The organism is Zooshikella ganghwensis (genome assembly GCF_018263875.1).
Classification (GTDB): Bacteria; Pseudomonadota; Gammaproteobacteria; order Pseudomonadales; family Zooshikellaceae; genus Zooshikella; species Zooshikella ganghwensis.
Map to the genome: position 1 here is coordinate 59,963 of NZ_JAEVHG010000005.1, position 19,102 is coordinate 79,064.

At 38.6% G+C, this 19,102-nt stretch carries 15 protein-coding genes; 8 read left to right on the forward strand and 7 right to left on the reverse strand.

Annotated elements, in window-relative coordinates; genetic code table 11:
• Positions 1-312: 312 nt before the first annotated feature.
• Both KHS79_RS09430 and KHS79_RS09435 read right to left on the reverse strand, forming a co-directional pair.
• Entirely contained in the window at positions 313-1,170 is an 858-nt protein-coding gene (locus tag KHS79_RS09430; protein WP_212718524.1) for a MurR/RpiR family transcriptional regulator, read from the reverse strand.
• Positions 1,171-1,441: 271 nt separating this feature from the next.
• A complete protein-coding gene (locus KHS79_RS09435; protein ID WP_212718525.1) occupies positions 1,442-2,737 on the reverse strand; it encodes a YdgA family protein in 1,296 nt (431 codons plus the stop codon).
• A gap of 605 nt (positions 2,738-3,342) precedes the next feature.
• On the opposite strand from KHS79_RS09435, the gene ald reads away from it, so the two are divergent.
• On the forward strand, positions 3,343-4,464 hold the full coding sequence (gene ald / locus KHS79_RS09440) for an alanine dehydrogenase (protein ID WP_094787046.1): 1,122 nt from the start codon (positions 3,343-3,345) through the stop codon (positions 4,462-4,464).
• A 190-nt stretch (positions 4,465-4,654) separates the two neighbouring features.
• Here ald and KHS79_RS09445 read toward each other — a convergent pair whose 3' ends face one another.
• Positions 4,655-6,286, reverse strand: a complete 1,632-nt coding sequence (locus KHS79_RS09445; protein WP_212718526.1) for a peptide ABC transporter substrate-binding protein — start codon at positions 6,284-6,286, stop codon at positions 4,655-4,657.
• A gap of 382 nt (positions 6,287-6,668) precedes the next feature.
• Here KHS79_RS09445 and KHS79_RS09450 point away from each other — a divergent pair, with 382 nt between their 5' ends.
• The 3 genes from KHS79_RS09450 to KHS79_RS09460 all read left to right on the forward strand — a co-directional run bounded on the left by KHS79_RS09450 (position 6,669) and on the right by KHS79_RS09460 (position 9,496).
• On the forward strand, positions 6,669-7,244 hold the full coding sequence (locus KHS79_RS09450; protein ID WP_212718527.1) for a hypothetical protein: 576 nt from the start codon (positions 6,669-6,671) through the stop codon (positions 7,242-7,244).
• A 502-nt stretch (positions 7,245-7,746) separates the two neighbouring features.
• Positions 7,747-8,517, forward strand: a complete 771-nt coding sequence (locus KHS79_RS09455; protein WP_038291898.1) for a substrate-binding periplasmic protein — start codon at positions 7,747-7,749, stop codon at positions 8,515-8,517.
• A gap of 250 nt (positions 8,518-8,767) precedes the next feature.
• Positions 8,768-9,496: a sulfite exporter TauE/SafE family protein gene (locus KHS79_RS09460; protein WP_212718528.1), complete on the forward strand. Its 729-nt coding sequence runs from the start codon at positions 8,768-8,770 to the stop codon at positions 9,494-9,496.
• A 282-nt stretch (positions 9,497-9,778) separates the two neighbouring features.
• Here the strand turns inward: KHS79_RS09460 and KHS79_RS09465 are convergent, their stop codons facing one another.
• Both KHS79_RS09465 and KHS79_RS09470 read right to left on the reverse strand, forming a co-directional pair.
• A complete protein-coding gene (locus KHS79_RS09465) occupies positions 9,779-10,141 on the reverse strand; it encodes a hypothetical protein (RefSeq protein WP_027709470.1) in 363 nt (120 codons plus the stop codon).
• Positions 10,142-10,487: 346 nt separating this feature from the next.
• Positions 10,488-11,504 carry an ABC transporter substrate-binding protein gene (locus tag KHS79_RS09470; RefSeq protein WP_212718529.1) on the reverse strand — a complete coding sequence of 339 codons (1,017 nt, stop codon included), beginning with the start codon at positions 11,502-11,504 and terminating at the stop codon, positions 10,488-10,490.
• A gap of 458 nt (positions 11,505-11,962) precedes the next feature.
• Between KHS79_RS09470 and KHS79_RS09475 the strand changes: the two genes are divergently transcribed.
• Both KHS79_RS09475 and KHS79_RS09480 read left to right on the forward strand, forming a co-directional pair.
• On the forward strand, positions 11,963-13,129 hold the full coding sequence (locus KHS79_RS09475) for a porin (protein ID WP_212718530.1): 1,167 nt from the start codon (positions 11,963-11,965) through the stop codon (positions 13,127-13,129).
• A 9-nt stretch (positions 13,130-13,138) separates the two neighbouring features.
• Positions 13,139-13,549, forward strand: a complete 411-nt coding sequence (locus KHS79_RS09480) for a hypothetical protein (protein ID WP_212718532.1) — start codon at positions 13,139-13,141, stop codon at positions 13,547-13,549.
• Positions 13,550-13,588: 39 nt separating this feature from the next.
• Here KHS79_RS09480 and KHS79_RS09485 read toward each other — a convergent pair whose 3' ends face one another.
• Positions 13,589-14,317, reverse strand: coding sequence for a substrate-binding periplasmic protein (locus KHS79_RS09485; protein ID WP_212718533.1), 729 nt, complete (start codon positions 14,315-14,317; stop codon positions 13,589-13,591).
• Positions 14,318-14,839: 522 nt separating this feature from the next.
• Between KHS79_RS09485 and KHS79_RS26075 the strand changes: the two genes are divergently transcribed.
• Both KHS79_RS26075 and KHS79_RS09490 read left to right on the forward strand, forming a co-directional pair.
• Entirely contained in the window at positions 14,840-14,968 is a 129-nt protein-coding gene (locus tag KHS79_RS26075; RefSeq protein ID WP_267910762.1) for a hypothetical protein, read from the forward strand.
• A gap of 85 nt (positions 14,969-15,053) precedes the next feature.
• Positions 15,054-17,261, forward strand: a complete 2,208-nt coding sequence (locus tag KHS79_RS09490; protein WP_212718534.1) for a M14 family zinc carboxypeptidase — start codon at positions 15,054-15,056, stop codon at positions 17,259-17,261.
• 122 nt (positions 17,262-17,383) lie between these two features.
• Here KHS79_RS09490 and KHS79_RS09495 read toward each other — a convergent pair whose 3' ends face one another.
• Entirely contained in the window at positions 17,384-18,925 is a 1,542-nt protein-coding gene (locus tag KHS79_RS09495) for a methyl-accepting chemotaxis protein (RefSeq protein ID WP_212718535.1), read from the reverse strand.
• Between the last annotated feature and the right edge of the window lie 177 nt (positions 18,926-19,102).

The window sequence follows — 19,102 nt, forward strand, 5'->3', positions numbered from 1 at the left end:
ATATGAAAACTATAGCAGGGTAATTTAGTTTGAGATGATTAATAATGTATCATTTTGTCTCGGTTATACTGGTTAAAAGTGTGTGATTATATAGACTGTCTTTACTGGTGAGATGATAATAAATGGGGTTGTTAAAGTTAATTGGAATATGGTTATCTTCTTACATAATGCTAGTTAAAATTCGCTATTTAATGCGTATTATTCTGCTGTTTTTAAATTCCTTGATTTTAGGTAATTTCGTATCGCAATAGTGGAATTATATTGATGGGGATTATTTAGGCGGTTACACAGAATTTTTTACAGTTTCCTTTATTAACTTAATGTAGGGAATGATCCCTTCATCTCTGCTTCGATACGATAGGCCAAGCTAATAGCTATGGCTTGTGTTAGACACAGTGATGTTGTGAGTGATCGAAATGAGCGAACTTCAGCTTCTTTCACTACAAAGCAGACGTCAGCATATTGTACCAGTGGACTTAGTTGACTATCTGTAATCACAATCAGCGGTACTCCACTTGGTTTTGCAGTAAGTGTATCTTGAGTTTCTGTGGCATAAGGTTTAAAACTTATTGCAATCAGTGCATCATTCTCAGCTAACGTTGTTGCTTGTTCACGGTACATACCACCTACACCATCAATCAAAAATGCACGCTGATCAATGTGTCGAAGAGCATAAGCAAAGTAACTTGCAACAACAAATGAACGTCGAAAGCCCACTATATGAGTGGTTTGTGCTTGGTAAATAATACTGACTGCTTTTTCTAAATCGTTGGCATTTACTTCTTTTATAAGCTGATCCATAGCCACCATATTGCTGGTGGTAAACTCCTCAAGGATTTTCACTGGAGAGTTATGCTGGTTGGAGTGTGTTTGACTGTGTGCGAGTCGAATCCATTCGTTAAAGCTAGGTGTATCTTCAACCAGTTTTGCACGAAATAGTTTTTGCATATCGCTAAACCCCCGAAAACCAAAGGCATTAGCAAACCTTACAAGGGTTGAAGGGGGAACACCTGCTTCGTGAGCAATCACTGCAACAGTACCAAATGCGACATCTTTTGGTTTTTCAAGCATGAAAAGGGCGACTTGACGCAAGCGTTTACTTAATGTTTTGTGTCTGGAGGTGATTTCCGCCTCAAGTTCTGCCAGCGTCTCGGGTGGTATGCTGGTCATAGTTCAGACCCTTCATATTGAACCTTATGTTTTTTATAGCGCAAAGTGCCCAAAAATGAAATATATATTTTATTTTTAGGCACTTTGGTCAAAATATCCTAAATACCGAGATAAAGTGAAATATTCATTTTGTTTTATGTCTGTGTGGGCATGTATATTTTGGAGTTTACGAGGATGATATGACAAAGCTTGTGGCAGGCGGTGGTTGATGGGAGGCAGTAACCGCCTGAAAGAGGCCCCCAGGTATTTTTTGGGGGCACAGTCAGAGAGGTTACATCATTTTTTGGTCATTAATGGTTAGGCTGCCGTCGGTGAAATCGACTTTAGCTTTTAGTTGGCCAGCCTCTTCTTTTAAAACACCCTGTTGGATATACATTTCCAGTTGAGGTGCCATCGGTGACTCCATCAGTAAAGCTTTAGGTACACTGACATTGGCTTTTGCCTGAATAGCACCCAGCATAAAGAGTGGATTACTCAGTAACATAGGGTTGTCTGTCTTAATGGACGCCAGTAAGTCAGCATCAACATTACCTTTTTGTGTTGCTGCATGCAGCTTGGATATCTCGATAGAAGGGCCTTGCTTTAAAATAGCCTGAAAATGAGGCTGCAGTTGGGCAAAGTCAGGTGGTGTGGGGCTAGTTTGCTGTAAAGCTTGCTGCTGCCAATTTGTCATCACTTGTTGTATAGCTACCAGGGGCTTAGCAGCAATATTGTTAAGCTTTAAATTGAGGATAATATCACTCGCTAGCTTTTCCTCATCAATGGTGACAGCGGCAAATCGTAAATTTGCATTTGCATTAATGGCTTCAGCTTGCAGTTCAGAGTGGGCGGTCATTGAAAAACCCTGAAGATTTACTTGGCGGAATGCTGCACCACTGGGCTCAGAAAAGGTTAAAAAGTCAATATCAGCTTGATCATCACCCACCCAAAGTGATTCTAGGACACGTGTTTTATCAGAGCTAAATGTCATTTTTCCCATATTCAGGGTGCCATCCTGGCTATTGATGCTCATACCTTGCCAATGACCTGATGCATTAAGTTTATCGGCTTGTGGCGTAATACTGGCGGTGATTTGTGCAGGTTTAACTTCAACTTTGTTACCGTTTTCTTCAAGGGAAAAAGGTGTAAGTTGGATATCAAATGTCGTTTCTCCGGAAAAACCTGTGACACTGGAAATCACTAACGGTTTTTTATCCTTCCAGAGCATGCTGATGGCTTCTTGTGCTTCCGCTGAGTATTGTAGGTCAGTTGTTGTACTGGCTAAACCAAAGAGAGGATTTTTACCCCAAAATACGGGACCATGTTGAATACTGTGCTGCATATTAAGGGTGATAGGGGCCTCATCTTTAGGCGAAATCTGTAGTTCTGTTGAAGCCTGTGACTGAAACCAGCCCCGTTGATAGTCTTTTTGGACTGAATAGCTAATCAGGTGTTGGTATTCTTGCAGTGCCTGCTCTAATTGGACAACACTTGCGTCATAATGCTTTTCAGCCTGGAGGCCTGAAACAAAAGGCCCTCCAGCAATCACTATGGCGAGAATAACAACTATAAACAGTAATTTTTTCACAATAAACATCCACTCTTTTTGTTAATAGATATATCCAGCGTAAAAGCTATAAGTAAACACGTAATGGGTCACGAGCCGCATTCAAGTTTTATCGTTGCGTGTTTAACGAAACCAACAACCGTCGTATTGCTTTTAATCCTAGGCTAAAAACGACAACTTAGAGAAAGCTTCCTAATACGAAAGGAGGGCATTGGCTAATTCCTTTCTTCACGCTGGAGGGCTACCTGAAAATACATTTTCCCATCTGCGGATAACTTCTGGCAACAATACAGGTGTAATTGTGGGAAAAAAATTGTTGCGTTAAGTGACTTTGGGGTGAAATGGGGAAGCAATAAATGGGCAGTACGATTGAGTTCCTTTATTAAGTGCACTTTGGATGTGATCAATGCTTGATAAATGAATAATGAGTCTAGTTGATATTACTGATTTAAGTGATTTATATAGATGATATCACTGTGCATTAAGAAATTATAATAAGAATCACTATGCTTTTTGGGCTAAACTTGTGAAAATTTTCTGTAACAAATTCAGCTATTTATCATTCAACAAACAGCTATAGTGTTAATGCTGGACTAATGACCCAAGTATAAGGGAGGCAGTAGACCATGTTGATTGGTGTACCTAAAGAAATCAAAAATCATGAATACCGTGTTGGTTTAACACCCGCTGTGGTGAGTGAGCTAACCCAGAGAAATCACCAAGTTTTAATTGAAACTACAGCTGGTGATGGTGTGGGCTTTAGTGATGATGATTACACTCGGGCTGGTGCTTCCATTGTGGCAGATGCGGCTGCTGTGTTTGCACAGGCTGAGATGATCGTTAAAGTAAAAGAACCGCAAGCTGTAGAGCGGAAAATGCTTAAAGCGGAGCAGACGCTCTTTACCTACCTTCATTTAGCACCTGATGTGCCTCAAACAAATGATTTGATTGCCTCTGGTGCAACCTGTATTGCTTATGAAACGGTTACCGATAGCTTTGGTCGTTTACCATTATTAGCGCCTATGTCTGAAGTTGCTGGACGTATGTCCATTCAGGCTGGAGCTCACTGTCTTGAAAAATATTGTGGCGGTCGTGGGCTGCTGTTAGGCGGGGTTCCAGGTGTAGAGCCAGCAAAAGTGGTTGTGTTAGGTGGTGGTGTTGTAGGCCAGAATGCCATTGCAATGGCTGTTGGTCTTGGGGCAGACGTTATAGTTTTAGATAAAAATGTTGATGTATTACGTCGCTTAGACCAACACTATGGAAACCGTATTAAAACGGTATTTTCTACAGCACAGGCCATTGAAGATCATATCTTTGAGGCTGATTTAGTGATAGGTGGCGTGTTAATTCCTGGCGCTGCAGCGCCCAAATTGATCACCCGTGAGCACATTAAGCAAATGAAGCCTGGGTCAGCTATTGTTGATGTGGCTATTGATCAAGGTGGTTGTGCAGAAACCTCAGTGGCTACGACCCATCAGGATCCGACTTTTATTGTGGATGATGTGGTTCACTACTGTGTCGCCAATATGCCAGGTGCGGTAGCACGGACATCAACTCTCGCATTAAATAATGCAACGTTTTCCTATGTTCTAGCCTTAGCAGAGAAAGGCACAAAACGCGCTTTAGAGGAAGATCCACATCTTTTGAACGGATTGAACGTTGCGAAAGGTAAAATTACCTGCAAGAGTGTAGCAGAAGCACAAAATCTGTCGTATACTCCCGCCCGCGATATGCTGCTTGAAATTTAACACCTCAGGTGGTGTGTGCTGGTATACTTCGGTATACCAGACACGCAATCTTAGGAGGAGAGCAGTTAAGCGAGAAAACCGATGATTTAACGCGGCCCAAACTCTACTTGAGGCAGGGCTGCGTTTTTTTATGTCTGTTATTCAGAGCATGAGTGTAGCCCCTTTTTTGAGGCCACCGTCATATTCTTCGTTAAAGTTGAATTTTATAAAGGTCTTTGGATAAGAAATTATCCAGTGGATTGCGGTTAGTGAATCCGCCAATGCTGGGTTTAACTAGATTTTTGGAAACGTAGTAGTATAAGGGAATAATCGGCATCTCTTCTTGTATCAGCTTTTCTGCTTTTTGGTAGTATAAACTGGGGTTATCAGCTACGCTTGCTTTAGTAAACAGTTGGTCAAATGTTTTATTGTTCCAACGGCCATAGTTTTGTTTGCTGTAGCTGAGTAATGTACTGAGCATAGTGGATGCTTCATTATAGTCACCATTCCAGCCATCTCTTGCGACGACAAAGTTACCTTCCTCCTTGTTGGTGAGAAAGGTTTTCCACTCTTGGTTTAATATTTCAACTTTGACATGTTTTAGGTTTTTTTGCCACATGGAATAAAGTGCAATAGCCACTTTTTTGTGGGCTTCTAATGTATTGTATATCACTTGAAATTTTAATGGATTTTTTTCTGTTATACCGCCTTCCTTTAAGTATTTTTGAGCGAGTTTAATTCGTTCTTCTTGTGTCATGTTGGCATAAGGTGAGTCAACAGCTTCATAGCCATCAACATAAGGTGGTATGTAGTTATACGCTGGAATTTCACCTAGTCCCAGTACCTTTTTGGCTATAATATCCCGGTCAACGGCCAGTGATAGGGCTTTACGGACTCGGACATCATCAAATGGCTTTTTAAGTAAATTAAGCGTGTAATAATAAGTAGCCACTATACCGTGTGTTTTTACTTCATCAGGTATGGTTTTTTTTAGTTTTTTGTAGTGATTTTCAGCAATAGTATGTGTGATATCTAATTCACCAGCCCGGTAACGATCTAATTCTGTATTTGATGATTCGATTGGGTAATACGTCACATGATCAATAATTGTTTTTTTATTATCCCAATAGTGTGGGTTCCGCTTTGACTCTATACGTTCATTCACAACCCACTTAGTAAGTTTATATGGGCCATTAGAAACAATGTTTTTTGGTAATGTCCATTTTTTGCCAAATTTTTTTACCGTGGCTTGGTGTACAGGATAAGTCGTATAATGTGCTAATGTTTTGGTAAAATAGGGGGTGGGTTGATTGAGCGTTATTTCAAGGGTCGTATCGTCTATGGCTTTGACGCCAATAGTGTCCGGTTTAACTTTACCGCGCAAAGCTTCATTGGCATTTTTGATACCAATCAATTCAATATACCAGGAGTAAGGAGAGGCTAAATTAGGGTCAACAGCGCGGCGAAAGGAGAAAACAAAGTCGTGTGCGGTGACAGGATCACCGTTAGACCATTTAAGGTTCTTGCGTAGATAAAATGTATATACTTTTTTGTCATCACTAATGGTCCACCGTTCGGCCTGTCCAGGAATAATTTTACCGTCTGGATCTTCGGTTGTTAGACCTTCAAAAAGATCACGTACAACAAACCCGCCAGGTGTACCAGAAACTAAGTGAGGATCAAGAGAGCTTGGCTCAGCGCCAATACCACGCGTTAAGTGTTGAGTCTCAGCAAGCTTTGTTCCTGGGGGAACTTCTGCGGCGGTTGTCACTTGAGAAAATAAGAGGGTCGTTGATAGAGTTAAGGGGGCTAGGGCAGCTACAAATACTGATTTTAACGTCATGTTACGATAAACCTATATTAGTTTTTTATTATTTTATCTGGAAATTAGCGTAGTATAAAAATACTTCTCCTTTCGCAAGTGGTATACCTTATACCACTGTATGCAGGTAGGCAATTCAGCGAAATGGTAAAACTAATTGGTCATTATTATGAAAATAATGATATGTTATTCCTGAATTAATTTAAAAAGCAACTACAAGGAGTAAGGAGTATTGTTTTGTGTCAATGGATAAGACTATCTAGCATTATTTTCTTTAAATATAATGATTTTGTACTTACGTAGTAAGCGATTTAACAATTTTAATAAATATACGCTTAAAGCAAAGCCGATTGCTGCCCTTGCACATGTTTTGGAATAACTTATGAGGCAAAAGGAGTTGTTTGTGAAAAAGGTTAATCGTTTTTTATCATTACTAATATCTTTAGGTTTGGCTATAAGTGCTAAAGCAGAGCCAGTACAGATTGATTTGGGAAAACGAATAATCGACTGCTATCAAATTACTATGTACCTGTGGTTACCTGAATTTTTTAAGATGAAAGGTTATGTAATCGATGAGCGAGGAGAGGTATATCAGTATTTTACAGAGAATTATTGGGAGTTTGTGACAGCGGAAAACATCAAAGATGGTCGTTCTATTTCGACCCCAGTATTAAAAAATAAGTTTAAAAAGGTGGAGCGAGCAGGCTATATAGATTTTGCAGTGCTTGTAAAGTATAAAAAGCTAATGGAGCAGGGTATAAAAGGTAAATATAGTTTTGAAGGACAAGTCATTTATGATGCACCACCTGCAGGTTGTGTTGTTTATGAGCGTGTTGGGGATGAAAGTGACCGGTATGAAGAAATTGTCTTAAAGATGACTGGTGGAATGCCTATTAATAACGACTCAACTACAGTTAAAGTACTCATTTCATGGCTTAAGAGTATGGATATTTACCATAGTATTGGGAATGATAGCTGAATTTGAGTGATAGTAATGCCGCGATGGACACGCGGTCAATCCTTCTTTGGATGTTTGCAAAATGTTGATTGGTAATGGTTGGACTTGTTTGTAAAACAGGTGCTATTCGGTGAATCGTGAGCAGTAGAGACCAAGGATGGTCTTCTGCTGCGCGATTAACAAATTGATTCATGAATGTATTAGTACAGTCAATATTCATCATATGCTGCTTTTATATGCAATTACGCTGAGGGTGCAGTAGGGATATTGATGAGTAGCTCCACATAAGTAAAAAAATGACTATTCGTTAATATGCACCCTAAAAAATGAATTTACAGATCGAGATCATTAGGCTGTATTATTATTTACGCAATTAGTATATCAAACTATCCTTAGTTTACTAGCCCATTACCGTGCCGTAACAAATTAAATTAGACTTCGTCGGGTACTTCATAGCTTTATAGGCAGTATCTTTTTTATTGAGTTGAATTTGGCAAGCTAGACTGGAGAATAATATGTGATTATGTATGTTTGTAATAACGTTCATAAGTTACTTTTAATAGTCGTAGCACTGTTATTGAATACGTTGGCATATGGTTATGCACTGGATGTGGTTACTGAAGATTTTCCTCCGTTTCAATACCTAGATAAGAATAAAAAAGTGCAAGGTATGGCAACTGAAGTTGTCAGGCTTGTATTAAAAGAGGCTGGAATAAAAGCTGAAATTAGAATGTACCCCTGGGCTCGGGCTTATAAGCGAGCATTGCAAGAAACTAATGTATTGATTTATTCGATTGCTCGGACCCGTGAGCGGGAACATCACTTTAAATGGATTGGAACGATTACGCCTTATAGTGTTTATCTGTGGAAATTAAAAAAACGGAAAGATATTCAAATACATAAAATTGAGCAAGCTAAACAGTATCTAACGGGTGGTGTACCTAAAGATGTTAAACTTGATTATCTGCTAGGGTATGGCTTTGAGGTTGGAGATCACTTAATTTTATCAAAAAGTGATGTGCAAAATCTCATTATGTTGGCGAATGAACGTATCCATCTAACCCCATTCGATGAAATTGCATTTAGCTATTCAGTGAAACAATTAGGGTATGATATTGCAGATTTCGAGCGTGCACTATATATCGAAGAGCTATCTTCAGAGCTCTATATGGCCATGAGTATTTTAACACCAGAAGATTTGGTTTATACCTTAAGAAAAGCCTTAGAAAAGGTTAAAGGTAGTGGACAGTACGATAATATTCGCCAGAAGTATTTAAATAATACTACAGATTGAGCTTTTCTGATTGCCTTTCCATTGTCAAATTAGGCAGATATTTATGTAATGTTATCATTGCATAAGCTAATGTATAAAGCATCTTAGCCTGAACTCCCCATAATGCCTATCAAATATGCATTGATTCTTAAACGAATCATATCGTGTAATGAGTTTTTGTAATCTCTTTCTTAAATGAGTAAAATTGTTGGTCTTGCTCAATGTTATTTGGAAAGGTTTTAGCACTGTATTAGGTCTAAGAGGGTTAAACATGGGGGATGGATATACTTGGAGTATGTTATTTGTTGCGGTGCTGACAGTTTGTTTTGGATCATTTGTACAAACAGTGATCGGCTTTGGTATGGCCGTTGTCGCGGCCCCCATTTTGTTTTACTTAAATCCAGAGTATGTCCCCGGCCCTATAATTTTTGCTGCTTTATTTAACTGTTTGGCTAATGTGTATCGATTTAGGTCATCTTTATCAATTTCTGGCTTAAAGTCGGCTATTATCGGTCGTATTCCTGGGTGTATTGTTGGTGCGGGACTATTAGTTGTTGCTAGTCAGCATTATTTGGCAATATTAATTGCCATTTCAATATTATGTGCAGTGGTATTGAATCTGTTCAAGTTCTCATTACCCGTCAATAATCGTAATTTGTTCTGGGCAGGTTTCTTGTCAGGTGTGATGGGAATGAGTACGTCTATTGGTGGGCCTCCCATTGCGCTTGTGGTACAAGGTGAAAAAGCAAGCTTTATAAGAGCAAATCTGGCAGGTTTTTTTCTTTTTAGCTGTGTAACATCACTAATGATTTTGATACCTATGGGTATATTTACTTATGAGCATTTACTATTATCATTGCCTTTATTGCCTGCTACGCTCATAGGTAATTATATCGCTTATCATGTAGTAGACTATGTGAATAAAACACTGATACGGTACGGCACGTTATGTTTATGTATTGTTGCAGTGATACTGATGTTAATTAAGGTTTTGTCATAGTTATTTATTGCGATAGCCAGTCACGCTTATATGTACACTTGTGGTTTTATGAGTAGACTATACCCTTCACGAATGATTTCTAGGTTTTGTTATCTTCATTCCTCGCTCCAATCACCTATTATTTATAGGTTCATGAGGTCTCATTACTCGATGGCAGTACCTAAAAACCTTTCGTATTGGGTATAGTATCAGATCAGGGCGGATAGCCCTGAGTGTCAGATAACGGGGCTTTAGGAAATGGATTTTGTAGTAGATAAGCTTAGATACGACTAGCTTGGTCTATTAATTGGGAAACAGTGCTTTCTGAAATCCCCTTTTTAAGGCCCAACAAAAACGGGATGGTTCTACAGAAATATCTTTAACTGGTTTGTTTTTAGTGATTAATAACTCATCACGTAGGTAAAACATTGCTTGCTCAAAAAGCTGATCAAAGTTGTCAATGAATCGCACAATTTTTGAGAAACGTTTATTAATACTTGAGTGAGTGACCGCTAAAACAGTTTGCTTAAACTTTATGTCGTCTTTAATATTTTCGGGGGGTAATTTAGTTAACAGTAAAGATAGTTCATCTTGTAACATGGTTACGCTGTTATTGACCACAAAGTGAATCATTTTGGTTTGAGCTATATGTTTTATTGAGTCCATAAGCCTTTTGTTAAGTCCATCTTACTAAGGACCATTTAACTGTATTCAAAGTAGTCAAGCGGTTATTTGAAACAGCCAAACAGTGCCATTACTTTAAAGGTTAGAAAAAGGGTAAATTAAACTGAATAAGCGTCCAAGTAAATTAGCTTGGAAGTTGGCTGCTGTTCACGAAATAATACATATTATCGAGAAGTAGATAATCCAGGTCACAACTCTTGATACTGTAACAAGCTGAATTTAATTGAGTATATCAAGACTATTTTTTATGCATTATGTTAATGTGTGTAATTTCTTGCAGAGAAGCCACATATTTAGAGAACGAATACTCTTGCTGTGGGTATAGTTATTATGGATTAGTCATGAAAATTATTTCATTTTTTTCTTGAGGGGTATTACCAGTCAAAAAACGGCTAAACTTAGAAAAGATGACACTAGAATAGTCTCCGCTCAATACTTTATGACTAATTGCATTGATATTGTCTGGAGTGATTGGATACATTTGGGTGAGCTGTAGACCAATGGGGGAGTTAATATAGTGATGGTCAAAGGCACTAATGAGCACCCAAGCACCTTCAAGATAGTGTCCACCAACTGAAACTGTTATTTTATTTTGTTTAATTGTTGATATTGCCTCTGGAAGCCAGTCAATACCTCCGATAATGGTGTCCTCACCAGGTTTTAGTCCTTCTTCTTCAATGGCTTGTAAAGCCGCCATAGCCATCAAGTCACTAGCCGCCCAGATAATATCAACGCGTTTATGACGTCTCAGTATATACTTGGTATGCTCATAAGCTGACTCATAAAACCACTGACTTGGAATAAAACGAGTTAACTTAACATTAGGATATTGTTCTAGAGCATTTATTAATCCTTTTTTGCGTTGAATCGCCGGATTACTGGTTTCGTTACCTCCTAAACCCAATAATGTTAGCTGATTTTTATTTGGGTATTTACGTTGGGTATGTTCAATGAGTTCTTTTGCAAGTATAAATCCTGCTTGAGTATCATCAGGTGATATTGTACCCAACCAGTATTGATAGTGATTTTGAGGTGATCCTAAAAGCTGATACTCTTCTTCAGAAAGCTGGGTGTTAAACATGATAGACTTTTTTTTATGTTGCTCAAATAAGTCTAAAAGCTTTTTAGTGACTGTTATATTTTTATGAATAAATAAAATATAATCGACGGAGCTGTGTTGATTTACTATTTTTTTGGCTAAGGCTAAATATTTACGATTGTCAATATCTGCATATTCTATAGTAAGCTTAATATTTAAGTCGGCAGCCGCAGCAAGCATAACGCTGCTTACTTTATCCCAGAAGATCTCACCTTTAGGGCTTGGGTTAATAAAAATACACTCCATTGCACTACACAATGTTAGTGGATATGAAAGGATAAATAAAATTATAAAATGATACTTCATATATAAAACAAAGTGGCGGCTGATCGTTTGCGCTAAAAAAGTGACAATAGCTTAAGTCAGTATAGGGGATTTTGTATTAGGTCGTTAGAGAAAAAGAATCATTGGTTTAATAGATAAGTGTATAGATACTCTTTAGTTGAGTGAATTATTTCTTTATGTGTCAGAAAATTGTGCAATCAAGATTGTCATTGCTACTATAAAATTGACAGCCCTTTTGCACTAATTGAACCTTTCCTATTACTGGTTAGATAGTGTTTATTTGTAATTCACACTTATTGGCTGTTTAGGTTTTTAGTGTGGCTTCATACAGTAAGGACTAACGTTAGAATAAGTACAACATAACGTATAAGAATTATTTTTTGTGGGGTAAAAGTGTAAGAAGTCTGTAGGAGTGAAAAATGAAGAAAATGTTATGCTATAGCTGTAGTGCCCTACTGCTATGCGCTGATAATTTATTTGCGATCGATTGGGTGGATATTGGTGGTTTTGGAACAGTCACGGGGGTGAGTACCTTTAATGATAAAAGACCTTACCGGGGATTTCGGGATGATGATGTTGATTTTGAACAGGAGTCGCTATTTGGTTTGCAGGTTAGAGCAGACCTTAAAGATGGATTGTCTGGGACAGCTCAAATCGTCGCAAGAGGTTTCGATGATTGGGATGCGGAATTTGAATGGGCATACTTGACGTATATTATCAATAGTGACTGGACCATTAAAGGTGGGCGTTTTAGAACACCTTTCTTTCATTTCAGTGATGTCGTGGATGTCGGTTATGCATACCACTGGGTACGACCTCCAGTGAGTGTTTATGCGCCTCTTTTTAAGAATTTAGATGGTATAAATGTAACCCACTCTGCTGATGTATGGAATTTGACATCCACTGCTGATTTATTCTACGGAAAAGTGAATAAGCAAATCAATTTTGGTGGATCAGAAACAAGTGTAGATCTGAAGCACCTTTGGGGTGGATCATTGGGGTTGAGTAGTGACTGGTATACACTACGATTTTCGTATTTTCAAGCAGAAGCCTCTTTTCCATTTACTGCAGCACCAGCATTAACGGCTATATTAGCACCACCAGAACTACCTGTACCATCCACAACGTTAACAACAGAAACATCTAAGGCTACTGATATTGATGCAGATGATGCGTTCTTTGCAAGCATTTCTCTTCGTATTGACTATGATAATTTCTTTGCAGTAGCAGAGATTACTAAGTCAGATGTTGAGGATAGTTACTTTACAAACCCTCTAGCCTACTATATTTCAGCAGGATATACGATCGGTGATTTTACACCTCACATTACTTATGAACAATTTGATACTGATGCTCAATATGGCATTTTAGACAAAGAACCCCCAGGTACACCAAGAAATACACTAGAGGGTATTATTCAACAAACGGAAGAGGATTTTAAACAGTATACGATTGGCGTAAGATACGATTTTCATCGTAGTGCTGCGCTTAAGTTTGATTTCAATTATATCGATTATAAAGTAGAAGATGGTATATCTAGGGTTGATGCGCCTTTGTACTCAATTTCAGCAAATTTTGTTTTTTAAGGGGGTACGATGAAAAACGTAATTTTTGGATTGTTATGCTTACTGCAAAGTGTATTCCTTAATGCAGAAATATCCGTAATTGTAAGTCCTTCATTTGATGACACGATTGATGCTGGTTATGTTAAACAACTTTTTTTAGGTAAAAAAGTTGCGTTTCCCAGTGGAAAACAAGCAAAGCTTGTGACAATTGACCACTCAACGAAAGTGTTTGATGAGTTTTGCATTAAAGTAGTGGATAAACCTCCTAGAAAGTTTTTATCGTATTGGGCTCGTTTGGTTTTTACGGGTAAAGCAGCGCCGATGATAGAAGCTAAAACAAGTAGTGAGGTAAAAAAGTTGGTTGCAACTAGCTCAAACTATATTGGGTTTATTCCCTCGAGAGATATCGATGAGACAGTAAAGCTGGTAGATGAGTTTTAAGAAGTGAGTCTTACTTGTTGAAAGGCCATGGGGTGGCGGCTAATTTGCTTTTTTTAAGGGAAGCTGTAAATACTTTATGATAATGTCATCTATAGCATGATTTTTATGCAATTCACTTATTGCTTTATCTATTTTTAAAGGTAGTTCTGGACGCCTTTTAACTAATGACTCTTGTAAACCAATAAATATATCTCTATCTGTAATTTCTTTAATAAGCAGTACTTGGTCTTGTTTTTTCATTTCTTTAGCTTGATAGATGAAAGCTATATCCTCTGCAATGACGCAATCTACACGCCCAAGTGTTAATAGATCAACTAATTGGCTTACGTAGTTGACAGATCTAACATCAATAAAACTTGTGGAAGAAAATTCTGGTGAGGTTAAAATTGACCCATTCAAAAAACCTGTTCGCTGACATACTTTATTGTACGATAGTTTTTGGTTTAATATCTCTTTGTTTTTTGAGTTAATAAAAAGAGAGAGTGTGGTGTTATAAAGTGAGTTAGAGAACCACATGGAATTTGATATTGTTTCTGTAATATGAGGAGTGGTGGTAATAACAGCATCGACTTTTTTGTTTTTAATCAAATACTCAATTCTTGAGATGGGTTTTAACTCAATAAAAAATTGAATTTCTGATAGTTTCATTATTTTATTTGTGATGTCAATATCAATTCCTGATAGGTTTCCCTCTTCATCTAAAAAGCTGTAAGGTGGAAAGTTATGGGATGCCGCTAAAGATAGTGGTGCATTTGACCATGTGTTCAATGACATCATAGAAAGAAAAAATGATGTTATAAGTCGCTTGAATATCAATTTATTTACTTTCTTTATGAGCAGCATATGGATTTAGAGTCAATGAAAGTTGTTTGAAGTATGGTATTTTTTTTACCTTAAATCCAGAATGCGTTTTGTATGGTAATCCTTGTAAGTATGTGATTATTAATAATGTCATTTGTTGCAGGATAAAAAGCTTCTTAAAGTTCGCTGGTTGAAGAATCGGAACTGTTTGACCAAACTGTATAAATGCTCTTATGTATACCCAAAACGAAGGGTTTTTATACCCCAAGGGCGCAAGGGTGCGGCCGTCAAGCGATGAAGCCCCTGGGCAAGTTTACTGCTGTGAAACATGCAGTAGCCACTTTAACTGATATAACAGCGCTGCTGGCCCGTTAGGGTGAGCGCTATGGATAGCGCACATAAAAATGATTCGTGAAGGGTATATATTGAGTGACTCTTTGGTTAGAAAAGGGTATTAACTGTTTGCTTTAGAGTTACAGGATAAGTTTAATGTCGAATCAACTTGAATTTAGTGACTGTGCTTTACTTGTTGATGACTTATGGCTAGAAGGTGTTGACGCTGTTCGCTTGACAGTCAGCTTTTATAAAACGATATATACGCATATATCACAAATTTGACTCTCAAGATTATTATTAGTCGAATTCATTATATTCGTTGAGTAAAAGCCGTACAAAAAAGTTTCAATTTTTCAAGGAAGAAAAAATGTTCAAACCAAATGGAAAAAGTATATGGTGTGTATTGCCTATATCATGGTTATTTGTGGAGGGTGTTATAGCTAAAGAGTCTGCATTATGGAATGCTGATCATGAAGGAATTATTGATCAACAGCAAACAATTTATAAAGTTTTTTTTCCTAACGAGTTACTGGCCCGACAAGCGGCGATTAGTTTTCATGGCCAACTATTAGAAACAGATTACAAGTCTGGCTATATGATTATGGAGTTAACGAATGAGGACAAATATAAGTTGAAAGTTTATGGGTTTACGTTTGAGTCAGCAGAACAATGGGTCGCTGAACGTGATCGTAAGCTACAGGCAATACAGCAACAATTAAAGCAAAGAAAAATACTTTCTGAACGGGGGGAGCGACACGCTTTAATGTCAGGTATCCCAGGTTATCCATGTTATCAGACGGTTGAGGAGACGTTCCAAGCAGCAGAAGCATTCACCAGGAATTACCCGGCATTAGCGGAGTGGCTTGATGTTGGTAACTCCTGGGAAAAGGGTGCAGGAAAAGGTGGGTATGATATAAAGGTATTAAAATTAACAAATAAAAATGCCAAAGAACTCAAGCCGATTTTATTTGCTAATAGCGCAATACATGCACGGGAGTATACTACAGCACCTTTAAATTTAGCCTTTGCTCGACATTTATTGGAAGGCTATGGAGAGGATGCCGATGCGACCTGGATATTGGACCACCATGAGGTTCATTTGATGTTGATGACGAACCCTGATGGTCGTAAAAAAGCGGAGTCAGGTAATTATTGGCGCAAAAATACCAATCAAAATTATTGTGGTGCAACCAGTAGTAATCGTGGTGCAGATTTAAACAGAAATTTTAGCTTTAGTTGGAATACTGTGAGTGGTGGCTCTAGTGGTAATTCCTGCAATGAAACTTATCGCGGTTCTTCTCCTGCATCTGAGCCTGAAATAAAAGCAATTGAAAGCTACGTGCGTAACTTGTTCCCAGATCGACGTGGTCCTGATAACGATGATGCTGCACCTTTAGATACTATGGGTTTGCATTTGGATATTCATAGCTACAGTGAGCTGGTGCTTTGGCCATGGGGTACAACACGTAATACAGCGCCAAATGGTATGCAGTTGCAAACGCTTGGCAGAAAATTTGCCTTTTTTAATGGTTATATGCCCCAGCAGTCGATCGGTCTTTATCCGACAGATGGTACCAGTGATGGTATTAGTTATGGTGAGTTAGGTGTACCTGCATTTACCTTTGAGCTTGGGACTCAGTTTTTTCAATCGTGCTCAACATTTGAAAGTAAAATATTACCCGACAATTTAGCAGCATTAATTTATGCAGCAAAAGTAGTACGAGCACCCTATATGATTCCTTCTGGACCTGATGTGACTTCTATTAAGGTTAACAATGATTTCTCCACTCAGGGAGGGAGTCAAGGCATACCTGTGACTCTTTCTGCAAGTGTTACTGATACGCGTTTTAGTCGGCGTAATGGTACTGAACCCACTCAGGCGATTAGCGCTGCAGAGTATTACATTAATGTACCTCCATGGAAAAATGGAGCAACCGCTGTCCCTTTACAGGCGGAAGATGGTCGTTTCGATGAGAAAACAGAAACTGTTTCTGGGATAGTGGATACCAGTGAATTACCTGTTGGTAAGCACATGTTATATGTACGAAGTCAGGATGCGGATGGTAACTGGGGGGCTGTATCAGCAATATTTTTACCAATAACGGATGGTCCTAATATTAACTATTGTAAAGCAGAAAGTATTAATAGCAGTGATGAGTGGATTAGTAAGGTTCAGGTAGGTAAGTTTATACATACATCAGGCGCATCACATTATAGTGACTTTACTGAGCTTAAAACGGGCAAAACTATACCTCTTATGCTGGGTCGTAATGAAGTTACCTTAACACCTGATTTTGCCGGACGCGCTTATGGTGAGTACTGGCGAATTTGGATTGATTTTAATCGTGATGGAGATTTCGCAGATAGTGGAGAAATGGTCTTTGACCCAGGTTCTAGCGCCACAACAACACAACGAGGCGTCATTACGGTTAGTAGTAATGCAATAATTCATCAGGAGGAGAATATTAAAACACGAATGAGAGTTGTCATGCGCTATAAAGATGCACCTAGCCCTTGTGGTCGCTTCAGCTATGGAGAAGTAGAAGATTACACGGTTGAAATTCGTTCAAAATAGTCGCGAGGCTGTTTGTAATAGCCCTGTGTTATTGGCAAAGAAATATTTACAGGGTCCAAAGAACGGAGGTGGATGTACCTCCGTTTTATCAAGTGTATTAGGTTTATAACGTGTATTAGACCTTAGCCAAATGCCTTAGTTAACATTGCTAGCTTATTTGTTTTATCTTCGAGCGAATTGGCTTGCTGCTGTACGATAGAGGCCTGTTCTAAATTACTTTGCGAGGCATGACTTATTTTATTTATATTTTGGCTGACTTCTTGAGATACTACACTTTGTTGTTCTGCTGCCGTGGATATTTGTGTTGTAAGCTCTGTAATATCTGTTACAAGCTGATAAATTGATTGCACTCTCTCTTGGGTGTTGATTGCATCTTCAACACAGTGTTGGGCATTTTCTTTTTCACTGTTCATTTTGGTCGCCCAGTTGAGTAGGGTGTCCTGAATATCTTTTATTGAGCTTTGAATTTGTTCTGTTGCACTTTGTGTGCGTTGAGACAAGGCTCTGACTTCCTCCGCTACAACAGCAAAACCACGTCCCTGTTGACCTGCTCTAGCGGCTTCAATGGCTGCATTAAGGGCAAGCAAGTTAGTTTGGTCAGCTATTCCTTGAATTTCAGACATAATATGGCTGACTTTTTCTGCTTTGTTAGCCAGATGTTTACTGGCATCGGCTGAGGACTCTACTTCTTGTGCCAACTGGTTAATAAGCTTAGCTGTTTTGGCCATCGCATGGTTGGTCTGGTCGCAGTCTTCATGAGCTTGATGCGTTTTTTCTGCGGTTTGTTCAGTGTTTTTAGCTACTTCACTAATAGTGGCTGCCATTTGATCTGTTGCAGTTGCTAGTTGATGAAGTTCTTTGGTTTCTGTTTCTGAGCCTTCTTGTGCTGATTCTGCGGCAGCGAGTAGCGATTTAACCACTTCCCGCATGGTATGTAAGCTGTCTTGTACTTGTCCAATAATTGTTTTGATTTTGCCTTCGAGCAATTTTAAATGAAAGTCGGCAATAGCGTGCGGCTTTTTACCAGAAAATATTAAACGAGATAAACTATCATATTGTCGTTGTAGGCTTTGTAAGTAGCTTGGTGTGGTAAATAGTTCATGTCTAAAAACAATAAAGGGTAGTAGTAGGGAAATAAATGCTTGTACCCAAGGTAGTGAAAAATTATAAGTTACTAGTCCTGTTAATAGCCAAATAACAGCCAGTGCAGCATACTTAAATCTTGTTGAAATCGTCCACTGAGATAGCAAAGTACCATTATTCAACTGCTCATAAACCTTTTCTGCTGCGGTAACATCACGTGCAGCTGGTTTGGTACGGACTGACTGATAGCCTATCAACTGATTATTCTCGTAAACTGGGGTGACGAACGCATCAACCCAATAGTAACGACCATCTTTACAACGGTTTTTAACCAAGCCACGCCAGGGTTTTTCAGTGTGAAGTTTGTCCCATAAGTCCTTAAAAGCCAATTTAGGCATGTCTGGGTGGCGAATAATATTGTGTGGTTTTCCTATTAGTTCCTCTAAGCTGTATCCTGATACACGACAGAAACTTTTATTGGCATAGGTGATTTTTCCACGAGTATCTGTAACTGATACGAGTTCCTCTGTTGCTTCGAAAGTGACTTCTTCGTCAATAGTGCTTGGTGACTTAGGGTTCATTTGTTTTTTCCTTGACGAGATACCCATTGGTCGGGGTACACATTTAGCTTCCTTGTTATAAAGGACATTAGCAGGTATAACACAATGTTGCTAAATATACCCAATACGAATGGTTTTTAGGTGCGGCCATCAAGTGACGAAGCCCCATGAGCCTATATTAATAGGTGATTGGGGTGA